Genomic DNA, 14,157 nt, shown 5'->3' with positions numbered 1-14,157 from the left:
AGCGAAGGCACCCGCATGAAGCTCCTACCGCGCCCGTCCCGGCGCACCCTGGTCATGGCCGGCGCGGTCGGCGCGCTGACCGTCGCGGCGTCGGCCGCGGTCCCGGTCGCCAGCGCCCAGGCCGCCACCGGCTGCGCCGTCACCTACACCACCAGCAGCTGGTCCGGCGGCTTCACCGCCAACATCACGATCAAGAACCTGGGCGACGCGGTCGACGGCTGGACGCTCGGCTTCGCCTTCTCCGACGCCGGCCAACGGGTCGGCCAGGGCTGGTCGGCGACCTGGAGCCAGGCCGGCGCCGCCGTCACCGCGCGCAACGTGAGCTGGAACGGCGCGCTGGCGACCGGTGCGTCGACCAGCATCGGGTTCAACGGCACGTGGAGCGCCGCCAACCCCGCGCCGACGGCGTTCACCCTCAACGGCACCGCCTGCACGGGCGCGACCACGCCGACCACCCCGCCGGCCCCCACCACGCCGCCGCCCACGACCCCGCCGCCGACGACCCCGCCGCCGGGCGGTCAGACGCCGGTCGCGATCAACGGCCAGCTGCGGGTGTGCGGGGCCAACCTGTGCAACCAGTACGGCAAGCCGATCCAGTTGCGCGGCATGAGCACCCACGGCATCCAGTGGTTCGCCAACTGCCTCAACGACGCCTCGCTCGACGCGCTCGCCGACGACTGGCGGGCCGACCTGCTGCGGATCGCCATGTACGTCCAGGAGGACGGCTACGAGACCGACCCGGCCGGCTTCACCAACCGGGTCAACACCCTGGTCGACGAGGCCGAGCAGCGCGGCATGTACGCGCTGATCGACTTCCACACCCTGACGCCGGGCGACCCGATGCACAACCTCGCCCGGGCCAAGACCTTCTTCGCCGCCGTCTCCGCCCGCAACGCCGCCAAGAAGAACGTCATCTACGAGATCGCCAACGAGCCCAACGGCGTCAGCTGGGCGACCATCAAGAGCTACGCCGAGCAGGTCATTCCGGTGATCCGCGCCAACGACCCGGACGCGGTGGTCGTGGTCGGCACCCGCGGCTGGTCCTCGCTGGGCGTCTCCGACGGCTCCAACGCCAACGAGGTCATCAACAACCCGGTGAACGCGACCAACGTGATGTACACGTTCCACTTCTACGCCGCGTCCCACCGGGACAACTACCGGGCCGAGGTGGAGCGGGCCGCCGCCCGGTTGCCGCTGTTCGTCACCGAGTTCGGCACGGTGGACTACACCGGTGACGGTGGGGTCGACGCCGCCAGCAGCAACGCCTGGCTCGACCTGTTGGACCGCCTGAAGATCAGCTACGCGAACTGGACCTACTCGGACAAGGCCGAGGGCAGCGCCGCGCTGCGGCCGGGCACCTGTGCCGGGGGCACCTACACCGGCCCGGGCGTGCTCACCGAGTCGGGCGCCCTGATCCGGGACCGCATCCGTACGCCGGACAACTTCCCCACCGCCTGATCCCGTTCCCACGTGAGGCCCCGCCACACCCGGCGGGGCCTCGCCGTGCTCCCTTGAACGAACGGGGCGCCGGCCGGCGGAGGACCCGCCCGCGGGGCCCTGTCGAGCTGATGTCCTGGACGATTCACCGCCGCCCGCCGCCCGCCGCCCGCCGCCCGCCGCCCGCCGCCCGCCGCCCGCCGCCCGCCGCCCGCCGCCCGGAAACCGCCTGATGTCACAGACGACTCAGCTCGACAGCGTCGCGCGACCCTTCCGCCGCGGACCGGCTCGGCGGCCACACCGCAGCGCGGAGCGCGGAACCGCCCGTCACCGGGCCGGGCGCTCGCGTGACCGACCGCAGCCGGCCGGTCGCACCGCGCCCTCAGGCCGGCACGGCGTGGTCCGCCTCGAACCGCTCCCGGGTGAGGAACGCCAGCTGGGCCCGCTTGTCGGGCATGTCGATCTCGTCGGCGAAGGTGAAGCCCTCCCGCCGCAGCCGGTCGAGCGCGCGCTCGTTGCGGACGTCGGGCTCGACGACGATCCGGAGCCGGGTGGGGTCGGCGAACAGGTAGCGGGCGAGGGCGGGGCCGATGGCGGTGGTGAGGCCCTTCGGCGGGCGCCTCCCGGGGGCGAGCAGCAGGTGCATGCCGACGTCGCCGGGCCGCACGGTGTAGCGCTCGCCGACCGGGTCCGCCTCCGGCTGGTAGGTCTGGAACAGGCCGACCGGCGCGTCGTCGAGCATGACCAGGTACGCGTGGTGGGTGTCGAGGCCGTCGACGAACTCGTAGATCTCCCGCACCTCGTCGACCGAGTGCGAACCCATGCCCCAGAACGCCGCCCGGGGCTCGGTCACCCAGCCGTGCACCAGCTCCGCGTGGGCCTTCGGGTCCAGCGCGACGAGCGACAGCTCGCCGAAGCCGGGGATGTTCTCCTGATATGTCACGGTGTCGCGTCTCCTGGTTCTGGGGTGAGTTCTCGCCAGTCGGTGACCACCGGAACCAGCTCGCCGCCGGCCCACAGTGGCAGTTGGTCGTCGAAGTGCGGGTCGCCGGGGCGCCCGGACGCGCCGAAGGGGACGATCCAGCGGCTCTCGGCGGGGTCGGTCAGGTCCCACACGTAGCGGGCCACCGGGCCCCGCCAGCACGCGTCGGACACGCCGGGCACGCTCGACGTGGCCAGCACGCAGTCGGCGTCGCCGGCCAGCTCGACCCGCTCCCGCATGCCCCGTACCGCCTCGTCGGTGGCCGCCGCCACGCCGAGGTGGACGGGGTGCAGCACGTGCCGCCGGCCCCACGGCCCCGGCGGGTCGCCCGCCGCGACGTCCTCGAGCGCCCCGGCCGCCACGGGACCGATCTCGCCGCCGAGGCGGTGCAGCCCGGTGGCCACCCCCTCCAGGGCGTGGCCGATGCGGGACAGCGGGTCGGTCCACGGCGCGAACAGGCCGTCGAACGCGCTCGGGGCGTCGCGCAGCGGACGCAGGCACGGGTGGTCGTACAACCTGCGGGCCAGGGCCGCGCGCCAGGCGGCCCAGGCGCCGGCGTCGGCGCTGTCGGCCCGCATGTCCCCGTCCCACGTGGCCAGCCGGTCCCGCAGCCGCCGGGCCGGCCCGCTGAGCCCGCCGGGGTCGACCCGGTCGAGCAGGCCGCGCAGCGCCCCGGCCGCCAGCCGGGTGTCCATGTGTACGGCCTCCGCCCGGGCGCCGTCGGCGAGCAGGGCGCGGATGCGGCGGGCCCGGTGCGGCGGGGCGAAGCCGGTGCCGAGGTCCGCCACGTCGGGGCGGCGGTCGTTGGCGCAGACCGCGAACCCGTCGACGGCGGTGCGGCGCGGCTCGGCGTAGCCGCCCTGCCACCGGTACCGGGGATCGTCGCCGGGCACCGGCTCCCGGCGGCACCGGTCGTCGCGGAGCGGGACGAGGCCGGCGACCAACTGGTGGACCGTTCCGCGCCGGTCGGCGACCAGGACGCTGTTGACCGGCTCGACCCAGTCGCGCAGCGCGTCGGCGACGTCGTCGGCGCTGCGGGCGCGCAGCAGCGGCAGCAGCGCGTCGAAGCCCAGGCGCTGCGCGACCCGGCTGGGGGTACGCAGGCTGATCGCCTCGCCGGTGTCCCGGTCGTGGTCGACGACCGGTCCGCGTGGCGTCTCGATCACCTCGACGGACTCCGGTTCGCCGCCGCGGACCTCGATCCGCTCGACGTGCCGGTGTGCCGGCGCCCAGCCGTCGGCCTCGCGGACCAGCACCCGGTCGCCGTCGCGGCGCAGTTGTTCGCGGTAGAGGTCCTGGTAGTCGGCCATCGCGTTGGTGACGGCCCAGGCGACCTCGCCGGCGTGTCCGAAGTGGGGGAGGCCGGGCACGCCGGGGAACGCGAAGCCGAACACGTCGAACTCGGGGCAGGCGAGGCGCACCTGCTGGTAGATGCCGGGCAGTTCGAGGATGCGGTGCGGGTCGCCGGCGATGACGGGCGCCCGTCCGGTGCCGGGGTCGCCGGGCACGGCCCAGGCGTTGCTGCCCGACCCGTCGGGGCCCTCGACGGCGAACAGGTCCGTCGCGGACGGGCCGAGGGTGGCGGCGACGTGGGCGTGCCACAGCTTGTTGGGGAAGGTGGAGAAGAGCACGTGCTGGACGAGGAAGACCCCCAGCGGCGACCACGGCCGCCACCGGCCCGGGGCGCAGCCGACCGCCGCGAACTCGGGTGCCGCGGCGGCGCCCTCGGCGAGTCCCTCGTTGACCCCGTCGACGTAGGCGCCGACCCACTGCCGGGTGGCGGGGGCGAGCCGCTCGTAGCAGCGCCGGGCGGTGTCGTCGAGGCGGGCCCGGCGGGCGAAGCGGTCCCAGGCCAGCTCGGCGGGGCCGACCCGCTCGGCGAGCCGGCCCTCGGAGCGCCACCGTTCCACTTCGATCTGCCAGGCCCGGTCGACGGCGGCGACCCGGCCCTGCAACCGGGCGAGGCCGTCGACGCTGTCGGCGCTCAGGTGCGGCACACCCCACCGGTCGCGATGGACGCCGGTCATCGTCGCGCCGGGCGGATGGGCGGTTGTCCCGCCTGCCACAGGAATGTCAACTTAGGCTACCCTCCCCTAACTGAGGCAGACCTTACCTGGAGGGGTGCGTGAAGCGAAACTGGGAAGCCCTGGTGCTCAAGGCGATGGGCGGCCGCGAATTCCGGCTGACCGTGCTCGGCACCGAGGCCGTCGGCGAGCGCTACCGTCGACTGCGCATGGACGGCGGCGGGCTGCTGGAGGCGTGCGGCGTGCACCCCACCATGTGGGTGCGGCTGTGGTTCGACAACGACGGCAAGCCGCACCAGCGCGCGTACACCCTCGTCGATCCCGACCCGGAGACCGGCCGCTTCGACCTGGAGTTCGCCATCCACGACGGATGCGCCGCCCGGTGGGCCGCCGCCGCCCAGGTCGGCGACACCATCGAGGCCACCGTGCAGGGCACCGCCTTCAACCTGCCGGACCCCGCCCCGCAGCACCTGTACCTGGTGGGTGACGCCGCCTCGCTCCCGGCGGTGAACAGCCTGCTCGCCGCGTCCCCCGACACCCCGGCGACGGTCTGGCTGGAGTACGCCCACGAGGGTGAGAAGGAGCTGGCGCCGCGCGCCCACGCCAGGCACCAGGTCACCTGGGTGCCGCGCCGCGACGAGGGCCAGCACCTGGTCGAGACGGTCTGCGCGGCGCTGCCCGCCGCCGAGGACGCCCACTACTGGGTGGCCTGCGAGGCGGCCAGCACGCGCGGCATCACCAAGCACGTGCGGCGGAACCTGGGCGTCGGCAAGCACCAGCTCACCTCGCTGGCCTACTGGAGCGCCCGGTGAGAGGTCGGCTCGGCACGCTGACCGCGCTCTACGTCACGCAGTACCTCGGCATCGGCTTCATCACCGTCGGGCTGACCGCCATCCTGCGCGACGGCGGCACCTCCCTCGACACGCTGGCGCTGTTGCAGTTCGTCGGACTGGTCTGGCCGATCAAGTTCCTCTGGGCGCCCGTCCTCGACCGGTACGGCTCCCGCCACCGTGGTCACTACCGGTCCTGGCTGCTGGTGCTCCAGGGCGGCCTGGTGCTGGCCCTGCTGGCGCTGCTGCCGTTCGACCGCCCGGCCGCGCAGCTCGGGCCGGTCGTCGCGATCTGCGTCGCGTACGTGTTCCTCTCCGCGACGCAGGACATCGCCGTCGACGCCGTCGCCGTCCGGCTGCTCTCCGAGCGCTCGAGGGGCACCGGCAACGGCATCCAGGTCGCCGCGAGCTACGTCGGCAACCTGCTCGGCGGCGGCGCCTGCGTGGTCGTCTACGACCGCTTCGGGTGGGCGCCCGCGATCCTGCTGCTCGCCGCCCTGACCGCCGTCGGCCTGCTGGTGGTGTGGCGGTTCCGCGAGCCGGACCGCACCGACCGCGTCGAAAGCGCCGGTGCGGCGTACCGGGCGCTGCTGTCGGTGCTGAGCCAGCCCGGCTGCCGCCGGTGGACCTTCGGCGTGGTGCCGCTGGTCTACATCGGCGCGGGCGCGACGTACGCCCTGGTGACGCCGGCCCTGGTGGACGCGGACTGGTCCCTGGCGCGCATCGGTGTGGTGACCGGCGTGGTGATCAGCCTGCCGGCCATCGTGGCCGGTCTGGTCTCCGGGGCCGCGATCGGCCGGTTCGGGCGGGGCCGCGTGCTCGTCGCCGGGGGAGTGGCGCTCGCGCTGTCCACGGCGATGCTGCTGCCGTTGCTGAACGGCCGGGCCCCGCTCGCCGGGACGGTCGCCGCGCTCTGCTGCTTCATGGCCGCCTACACGATCGCCAACGTCGTGCTCTACACGGTCAACATGGACTACTCCCGGCCCGGCACGGGCGGTACGGACTTCACGGTGCTGTCGTCGTTCGGGCTGGTCTGCTCGTTCGTGGCGGCCTCCGTCGCGCTGGCCGCGGCCGAGGTGTTCGGCTATCCCGCGGTCGCGGTCGCCTCCGTCGTCCTGGTGGCGCTGGGCGTCGCGCTGGGCCTCGGGCACCAGCGGCGGTTCCCGCCCCGATCCGTTGTGGCGCCGGGGGAGCGCGAGTTGTCGAAGGTGTCCGGCTGAGTGATATCGCTCAATGTGGGCAACGATGTTGACACATCCTTAGGTTAGGGTAACCTAAGCTCGCTCGATCACCGACTGCGGGCGGATGGTGACGTCCCGCCATCCCGCCGTACCGTCCATTCCCGACCGTTGAGGACCCGCATGAGCCTGCCCGGATCCACCGTCCAGGTGCCTTCGACCGGGGTGACCCCCGCCTCCGACGGCGCCCGCGCCCACCTCTTCACCGCCGGCACGGTGGAGGACTACCGGCGCGTGCTGGCCGAGGGGATCGGCCGGGTCGCGACCCGGATGGCCGAGGTGGACCGGCCGTTCACCGGCGTGACACCGGACGAGCTGGTGCCGCGGATCGCCGGCATCGACCTGGACCGGCCGCTGGGCGACAGCGGCGCCGCGCTCGACGAGCTGCACGACGTCTACCTGCGCGACGCCGTCTACTTCCACCACCCCCGCTACCTCGCGCACCTCAACTGCCCGGTGGTGATCCCCGCGCTGCTCGGCGAGGCGGTGCTCAGCGCCGTCAACTCCTCGCTGGACACCTGGGACCAGAGCGCCGGCGGCACCCTGATCGAGCGTCGGCTCATCGACTGGACGGCCGACCGGATCGGGCTGGGGCCGGCCGCCGACGGCATCTTCACCAGCGGCGGCACCCAGTCCAACCTCCAGGCGATGCTGCTGGCCCGCGAGGAGACCTGCGCGAACCTGGTCGGCAGGGCGACCGAGCGGCAGTCCCGCCCGGAGCTGCTGTCGCGACTGCGCATCCTCACCTCGGCGGCCGGTCACTTCAGCGTGCAGAAGGCGGCCAAGCTGCTCGGCCTCGGCGCCGACGCGGTGGTCACCGTGCCCACCGACGCCGACCGGCGGATGCGCACCGCCGACCTGGCCCGGGAGATCGCCCGGTGCCGGGAGGAGGGGCTGGTGGTGATGGCCGTCGTCGCCACCGGTGGCACCACCGACTTCGGCACCATCGACCCGCTGCCGCAGATCGCCGACATCTGCGCCGCCGCCGGCGTGTGGCTGCACGTCGACGCCGCGTACGGCTGCGGGCTGCTGGTGTCGCCGACCCGGCGGCACCTGCTCGACGGCATCGAGCGGGCCGACTCGGTCACCGTCGACTACCACAAGTCGTTCTTCCAGCCGGTCAGCTCCAGCGCGCTGCTGGTGCGCGACCGGCGCGTGCTGCGGCACGCCACCTGGCACGCCGACTACCTCAACCCGGCGCGGATGGTCGAGCAGCGCATCCCCAACCAGGTCGACAAGAGCATCCAGACCACCCGCCGATTCGACGCCCTCAAGCTCTGGCTGACCCTGCGGATCATGGGGCCGGACGCGATCGGCGAGCTCTTCGACGAGGTGGTCGACCGGGCCGCCGCCGCGTGGCAGCTGCTCAGCGGGGACCCCCGCTTCGAGGTGGTGACCCGCTCGCAGCTGAGCACCGTGGTCTTCCGCTACCTGCCGGCCGCCGCCGGCCGGGAGGTCGTCGACGACGCCAACCTGTACGCCCGCGAGGCGCTGGCCGCCTCCGGCGCCGGGCTCGTCGCCGGTACCAAGGTCGACGGCGCGCACTACCTCAAGCTCACCCTGCTCAACCCCGAGACCACGATGGACGACATCGCCCACGTCCTCGACCTCCTCGCCGAACACGCCGGCTGGTACGCCCAGACCAGGACCACCGCCGAGCTGTCCTGCCCCGTCGGCTGACGATCCGCCCCCCGCTCTGGAGAACCGCATGTCGACGCACGACTTCATCGCCGTCGGGCTGGGCCCGTACAACCTGGGCCTGGCCTGCCTGACCGAGCCGATCGACGAGCTCGACGGAATCTTCCTGGAGGCACGGGACGCCTTCAGCTGGCATCCCGGGATGCTGCTGGAGTCGACCCGGCTCCAGACGCCGTTCATCGCCGACCTGGTCACGCTCGCCGACCCGACGTCGCCGTACTCCTTCCTGAGCTACCTGAAGGAGTCCGGGCGGCTGTACCCGTTCTACATCCGGGAGAGCTTCTTCCCGCTGCGCAGCGAGTACGACGACTACTGCCGCTGGGCCGCCGGCAAGCTGGGCGGCGTCCGGTTCGGGCAGCAGGTCACGGCGGTCGAATTCGACCCGGCCGACGAGCACTACACCGTCACGGCCACGGTGGCGGCCACGGGCGGGTCGGTCACCTACCGGGCCCGGCACCTGGTGCTCGGCACCGGCACCCCGCCGTACGTGCCGGAGGCCTGCGCGGGCCTCGGCGGCGACGCGATCCACAACTCGCAGTACCTGGAGCACCGGGCGGCGCTGCGCGCCAAGCGGAGCATCACCGTCGTCGGCAGCGGGCAGAGCGCGGCCGAGATCTACCACGACCTGCTCGGCGACATCGACACGTGCGGCTACCAGCTCAACTGGGTGACCCGTTCGCCCCGGTTCTTCCCCCTCGAATACACCAAGCTCACCCTCGAGATGACCTCGCCGGACTACGTGGACTACTTCCACGCCCTGCCGGAGTCCACCCGCTACCGGCTGGAGTCCGAGCAGAAGGGGCTGTTCAAGGGCATCAACGCCGACCTGATCAACGAGATCTACGACCTGCTCTACGCCAAGAGCATCCCCGGCCCGGTCCGCACCCGGCTGCTGACCAACACCGCGCTGACCACCGCCACCCACGACGAGTCGAGCGGGACGTACACGCTGGGGCTGCGCAACGTCGAGCAGGAGCGCGACTTCACGCTGGACACCGAGGGGCTGGTGCTGGCGACCGGCTACCACTACCGGGTACCGGAGTTCCTGGAGCCGGTGCGCGACCGGATCCGCTGGGACGCGCACGGGCGCTTCGACGTGGCCCGCAACTACAGCATCGACCACACCGGCCGGGGCATCTTCCTCCAGAACGCCGGCACCCACACGCACAGCGTCACCTCGCCCGACCTGGGCATGGGCCCGTACCGCAACTCGTGGATCATCCGCGAGCTGCTGGGCCGCGAGCACTACCCGATCGAGAAGGGCATCGCCTTCCAGGAGTTCGGCGTGCCGGCCGGGGCCGCGTCGTGACCGAGGTCGTCCACCGTCGCGCCGACGGCCGGCTCGGCGAGTTCGCCCTGCGTACGCTCGACCCGGACGCCGACGCGCCGCTGCTGCACCGCTGGGTGACCCACCCGAAGGCGGCGTTCTGGCTCATGCAGGACGCCGACGTGGCCCGGGTCGCCGAGGAGTACCGGCGGATCGCCGCGCACCCACACCACGACGCGTTCCTCGGCCTGCACGAGGGTCGACCGGCCTTCCTCGCCGAGCGGTACGACCCCGCCCACGTCGAGCTCGTCGGCCTGTACGACGCGGCCGACGGCGACGTCGGCATGCACTTCCTCTGCGCCCCCGCCGACGCCCCGGTGCACGGCTTCACCCGGGCGGTGATCACGACGGTGATGGCGTGGCTCTTCGCCGACCCGGCCACCCGGCGGGTCGTCGTGGAGCCCGACGTGCGCAACACGGCGGTGCACGCGCTCAACGCGGCCGTCGGCTTCACCGTGGTGGGCCCGATCCGCAAGCCCGAGAAGGACGCGTTGCTCAGCGTCTGCACCCGTGACCAGTTCCACGCCGCAACCCGAGGAGACGTGCCCGCGTGAACCCGCTCGCATCCGTGGCCCACCTGACGCCCGCCAACTGGGCGCACGCCAACCGGCTGCTGGTCCGCAAGGCGCTGGCCGAGTTCGCCCACGAGCGCCTGCTCGCGCCCGAGCCGCTCGACGCGGACCAGGCGGCATCCGTGACGGGGGAGCGGCGCTACCAGGTGCGCGGCGACGACGGCGAGGTCGTCTACCGGTTCACCGCGAGCCTGCTGGCCCTGGACCACTGGCGCATCGACGCCGACAGCATCACCCGCCACCGCGGCGACGCCGAGCTGCCGCTGGACGCCCTGGAGTTCTGCCTCGACCTGCGCGGGGCGCTCGGGCTGAGCGACCAGATCCTCCCCGTCTACCTGGAGGAGATCAGCTCCACGCTGGCCAGCACCGCGTACAAGCTCGACAAGCCGGCGGTCAGCGCCGCCGAGCTCGCCGACGCGGACTTCCAGGCCATCGAGACCCAGATGACCGAGGGCCACCCGGGCTTCGTCGCCAACAACGGCCGCATCGGCTTCGGCGTCGACGAATACCGGGCGTACGCCCCGGAGGCCGGCCGCCCGCTGCGGCTGCTCTGGGTGGCCGGGCACCGCGACCGGACGAGCTTCAGCTGTGCCGCCGACCTCGACTACGACACCCTGATCCGCGCCGAGCTCGACGAGGAGACCCGCGCCGGGTTCGCCGACACCCTGACCGGGCTCGGCCTCGACCCGGCCGACTACCTGCTCATCCCGGTGCATCCGTGGCAGTGGTGGAACCGGATCTCCGTCACGTTCGCCGCCGAGGTGGCGCAGCGCCGGCTCGTGTGCCTCGGCCCCGGCCCCGACGAATACCTCGCCCAGCAGTCCATCCGCACCTTCTTCAACGTCACCGACCCGTCCCGGCACTACGTCAAGACCGCGCTGTCCGTGCTGAACATGGGCTTCATGCGGGGGCTGTCGGCCGCGTACATGGCAGCCACCCCGGCCATCAACGACTGGCTCGCCGAGCTGATCGACGGCGACGAGGTCCTCAAGCGCACCGGGCTGACGATCATCCGCGAGCGGGCCGCCGTCGGGTACCGGCACCTGGAGTACGAGGCGGCGACCGACCGGTACTCCCCGTACCGCAAGATGCTGGCGGCCCTGTGGCGGGAGAGCCCGGTGCCCGCGCTGGAGCCGGGCCGGCGACTGGCCACCATGGCGTCCCTGCTGCACACCGACCGCGAGGGCCGCTCGTTTGCCGCCGCGCTCATCGCCCGGTCGGGGCTGGCGCCGCAGGTGTGGCTGCGCCGCTACCTCGACGCCTACCTCACCCCGCTGCTGCACAGCTTCTACGCCCACGACCTGGCGTTCATGCCACACGGCGAGAACGTCATCCTCGTCCTGGACGGCGGGACGGTCGAGCGGGCGATCTTCAAGGACATCGCCGAGGAGATCGTGGTGATGGACCCGGAGGCCGACCTGCCCCCGCTGGTCGAACGGGTCAGGGCCGACGTGCCGGAGGACATGAAGCTGCTCTCCATCTTCACCGACGTCTTCGACGGCTTCCTGCGCTACCTCAGCGCCATCCTCGTCACCGAGGGCGTCCTCGACGAGGAGACCTTCTGGCGGACGGTCGCCGGGTGCGCCGCCGACTACGCCGACAGCGTCCCGCACCTGGCCGAGCGGCTGCGGCGCTACGACCTGTTCGCCCCGGAGTTCGCACTGTCCTGCCTGAACCGGCTCCAGCTGCGCAACAACCAGCAGATGGTCGACCTCGCCGACCCGTCGGCCGCGCTGCAACTCGTCGGCACCCTGACCAACCCCATCGCCCGCTTCGCCCCGGCCGCCCGATGACGACGACGCTCGCGCCCCCCGCCGGGGCGCCGGCCGGCGGCGCGGACGGTCGGGTGCGGGGCCGGTGGCTGATCCTCGCCGTGCTCTGCCTCGCCCAGGTCACCGTGGTGCTCGACAACACGGTGCTGACCGTGGCGATCCCCGTGCTCACGACCGAGCTGGCCGCCAGCACCGCCGACGTGCAGTGGATGATCAACGCGTACGCGCTGGTCCAGTGCGGACTGCTGCTCACCGCGGGCAGCGCCGCCGACCGGTACGGTCGCCGCCGGATGCTGCTGGCCGGCCTCGTGCTGTTCGGGCTCGGGTCGCTGGCCGCCGGGCTCGCCCAGTCCAGCGGCCAGCTCATCGCGGCCCGTGCAGGCATGGGGATCGGCGGCGCGCTGCTGGTCACCGCCACCCTCGCGGTGGCGGTGCAGGTCTTCGACGACGCCGAGCGGTCCCGGGCGATCGGCCTCTGGGCGGCGGCGAGCGCGCTGGGCTTCGCGGCCGGGCCGCCCTTCGGTGGGCTCGTCCTCGCCCACCTGCCGTGGGGGGCGATCTTCCTGGTCAACGTCCCGATCGTGCTGGTCTGCCTGGTGGCGGCGTGGGCGCTGGTGCCGGAGTCGCGCCAGCCGGCCGGCGGGCGCCTCGACCTGGGCGGGGTGCTGCTCTCCACGGCCGGCCTGACCGCGGTCGTCTACGCGATCATCGCCGGGCCGGAACACGGCTGGGCCGCCACCCCGGTGCTCGTCGCGGCGGTGACCGGGGTGCTCCTGCTCGCCGCCTTCGTGGCCTGGGAACGGCGGGTCGCCGACCCCATGCTGGACATGCACTTCTTCCGCAACCCCCGCTTCGTGGGCGCGGTCTCCGGCGTCGTCCTGATCACCTTCGGCGCCACCGGCGCGCTGTTCCTGCTCACCCAGCACCTCCAGTTCGTCCGCGGCTACCCGGCCTGGGAGGCGGGGCTGCGGATGATGCCGTTCGCGCTCTCCATCGTCCTGCTGAACGTGGGCGGCGTCGCCACGCGGGTGATCCACCGGCTCGGGCTGGCGTACTCGATCGCCCTCGGCATGACGCTGCTCGCCGCCGGTCTCGCCCTGATCACCCACGCCCCGTCGGACGGCTACGGGGTGCTGCTGCCGGGCCTGCTGGTGATGGGCGCCGGCTGCGCCGTGGCCAACCCTGCCATCGTCGAGGCCGTGATGAGCGCCATCCCGCCGGAGAAGGCCGGGGCGGGCGCGGGCGTGGACGGCACCATGACGGAGGTCGGCAGCAGCCTCGGCGTCGCCGTGCTGGGCGCGATTCTCAACGCCCGCTTCGCCGCGCTGCTGCCCGCCGCCGTGGCCGGCGCCGGCTCGTTCCCCGCCGCGCTGGCCGCCGCGCGCAGCGAGTCGGAGCGCGCGCTGGTCTCCGACGCGTTCCGCTCCGCCCTGGAGACCGGGCAGACGGTCGGCGCCGTGGCCGTCTTCGCGGGCGGCTGCGTGGCCGCCGCGCTGCTGCGCCGCGCCGAGCGGGCCGGCTGAGCGCCGACCCGACCCGCCCCGTTCCGCTCCGCCAGCCGACGGTGCCGCGGGGAAGGGCTCGTCGCCGCGCAGGTGACCGACGCCGCCGCCAGCCGCGGCGTCGGCGTCCGGCCCGACCGCGTCGACGTCCGGGGCCGGACGGTGCCGGCGTCAGGGCCGGACGGTGCCGGGGCCTGGCCCGACCGTGTCGACGTCAGGGCCGGCGGAGCGTCCGCAGTGCGCCGGCCCAGGCGACCACCTCGTCGAGCATGGTGTTGAGGGCCTGCTCGTGGTGCGCCGCCGGCCGGAAGTCACGGAAGTTGACGAAGTCCGTCGTCAGGGAGAGCGCGACCTGGGACCGGACGTCGGCCACGCCGAGCTGCCCGAGCACCAGCCGCAGGTGCTCCGCCGCCCGCGTGCCGCCGTGCACGCCGTAGCTGACCAGGCCGGCGGAGGCGTGCTGCCACTCCTTGAACAGGAAGTCGACGGCGTCCTTCAGCGCGCCCGGGATCGAGTGGTTGTACTCCGGGGTGACGAAGACGAAGCCGTCGAACCCGGCGATCGTCGACGCCCAGCGGCGTACGGCGGGGCGCCTCGACGGCGCCATTGACGGCGGCAGCACCTCGTCGAAGTGCGGCAGGTCGTGGTCGGCGATGTCGACCAGCTCGACCGTGGCGTCGCCCCGCTTGGCGGCGACGTCGGTCACCCAGCGGGCCACGGCGTCGGCCTTGCGGCCGGGCCGCGTGCTGCCGACGATGACACCGATCCTGACCAT

The 14,157-nt window shown here is 73.4% G+C and carries 11 protein-coding genes; 8 read left to right on the top strand and 3 right to left on the bottom strand.

The window, feature by feature from the left end:
• Positions 1-15: 15 nt before the first annotated feature.
• Positions 16-1,458 carry a cellulase family glycosylhydrolase gene (locus ABZ573_RS21690; protein ID WP_358120374.1) on the top strand — a complete coding sequence of 481 codons (1,443 nt, stop codon included), beginning with the start codon at positions 16-18 and terminating at the stop codon, positions 1,456-1,458.
• Positions 1,459-1,819: 361 nt separating this feature from the next.
• On the opposite strand, the gene ABZ573_RS21685 is transcribed toward ABZ573_RS21690, so the two are convergent.
• Both ABZ573_RS21685 and ABZ573_RS21680 read right to left on the bottom strand, forming a co-directional pair.
• Positions 1,820-2,380, bottom strand: coding sequence for a GNAT family N-acetyltransferase (locus ABZ573_RS21685; protein WP_358120371.1), 561 nt, complete (start codon positions 2,378-2,380; stop codon positions 1,820-1,822).
• The gene (locus ABZ573_RS21680; RefSeq protein WP_358120368.1) at positions 2,377-4,446 is read right to left on the bottom strand and encodes a penicillin acylase family protein; all 2,070 of its coding nucleotides are present in this window, start codon (positions 4,444-4,446) and stop codon (positions 2,377-2,379) included. The genes ABZ573_RS21685 and ABZ573_RS21680 overlap by 4 nt, the downstream gene beginning before the upstream one ends.
• A gap of 98 nt (positions 4,447-4,544) precedes the next feature.
• Here ABZ573_RS21680 and ABZ573_RS21675 point away from each other — a divergent pair, with 98 nt between their 5' ends.
• From ABZ573_RS21675 to ABZ573_RS21645, 7 genes are all read left to right on the top strand, one after another.
• Positions 4,545-5,255 (top strand): siderophore-interacting protein, encoded by a 711-nt coding sequence (locus ABZ573_RS21675; RefSeq protein ID WP_151455075.1) that lies wholly within the window; start codon positions 4,545-4,547, stop codon positions 5,253-5,255.
• Positions 5,252-6,493: an MFS transporter gene (locus tag ABZ573_RS21670; protein WP_358120365.1), complete on the top strand. Its 1,242-nt coding sequence runs from the start codon at positions 5,252-5,254 to the stop codon at positions 6,491-6,493. The genes ABZ573_RS21675 and ABZ573_RS21670 overlap by 4 nt, the downstream gene beginning before the upstream one ends.
• A gap of 141 nt (positions 6,494-6,634) precedes the next feature.
• Positions 6,635-8,191 (top strand): aspartate aminotransferase family protein, encoded by a 1,557-nt coding sequence (locus tag ABZ573_RS21665; RefSeq protein WP_151455073.1) that lies wholly within the window; start codon positions 6,635-6,637, stop codon positions 8,189-8,191.
• A gap of 28 nt (positions 8,192-8,219) precedes the next feature.
• Positions 8,220-9,518: a SidA/IucD/PvdA family monooxygenase gene (locus tag ABZ573_RS21660; RefSeq protein WP_358120362.1), complete on the top strand. Its 1,299-nt coding sequence runs from the start codon at positions 8,220-8,222 to the stop codon at positions 9,516-9,518.
• Complete coding sequence (locus ABZ573_RS21655) at positions 9,515-10,090, top strand: GNAT family N-acetyltransferase (protein ID WP_151455071.1); 576 nt, start codon at positions 9,515-9,517, stop codon at positions 10,088-10,090. The genes ABZ573_RS21660 and ABZ573_RS21655 overlap by 4 nt, the downstream gene beginning before the upstream one ends.
• Positions 10,087-11,901, top strand: coding sequence for an IucA/IucC family siderophore biosynthesis protein (locus tag ABZ573_RS21650; RefSeq protein WP_358120358.1), 1,815 nt, complete (start codon positions 10,087-10,089; stop codon positions 11,899-11,901). Before ABZ573_RS21655 ends, ABZ573_RS21650 begins: the two co-directional genes overlap by 4 nt.
• Positions 11,898-13,403, top strand: a complete 1,506-nt coding sequence (locus ABZ573_RS21645; protein WP_358120355.1) for an MFS transporter — start codon at positions 11,898-11,900, stop codon at positions 13,401-13,403. The genes ABZ573_RS21650 and ABZ573_RS21645 overlap by 4 nt, the downstream gene beginning before the upstream one ends.
• 193 nt (positions 13,404-13,596) lie before the next feature.
• On the opposite strand, the gene ABZ573_RS21640 is transcribed toward ABZ573_RS21645, so the two are convergent.
• The gene (locus ABZ573_RS21640) at positions 13,597-14,157 is read right to left on the bottom strand and encodes an NAD(P)H-dependent oxidoreductase (RefSeq protein WP_151455068.1); all 561 of its coding nucleotides are present in this window, start codon (positions 14,155-14,157) and stop codon (positions 13,597-13,599) included.

The sequence above is a fragment of the Micromonospora sp. NPDC007220 genome (assembly GCF_040634035.1).
Lineage (GTDB): Bacteria > Actinomycetota > Actinomycetes > Mycobacteriales > Micromonosporaceae > Micromonospora > Micromonospora reichwaldensis.
Note: the sequence above shows the minus strand (reverse complement) of the source record. Positions and strands in the feature narration are given on the sequence as shown.

Bases quoted from the DNA above. Each gene is read 5' to 3' on its own strand.
- ABZ573_RS21690 (WP_358120374.1), top strand. From the start codon at position 16: ATGAAGCTCCTACCGCGCCCGTCCCGGCGCACCCTGGTCATGGCCGGC.
- ABZ573_RS21680 (WP_358120368.1), bottom strand. From the start codon at position 4,446: ATGACCGGCGTCCATCGCGACCGGTGGGGTGTGCCGCACCTGAGCGCC.
- ABZ573_RS21665 (WP_151455073.1), top strand. From the start codon at position 6,635: ATGAGCCTGCCCGGATCCACCGTCCAGGTGCCTTCGACCGGGGTGACC.
- ABZ573_RS21660 (WP_358120362.1), top strand. From the start codon at position 8,220: ATGTCGACGCACGACTTCATCGCCGTCGGGCTGGGCCCGTACAACCTG.
- ABZ573_RS21645 (WP_358120355.1), top strand. From the start codon at position 11,898: ATGACGACGACGCTCGCGCCCCCCGCCGGGGCGCCGGCCGGCGGCGCG.
- ABZ573_RS21640 (WP_151455068.1), bottom strand. From the start codon at position 14,157: ATGGTCAGGATCGGTGTCATCGTCGGCAGCACGCGGCCCGGCCGCAAG.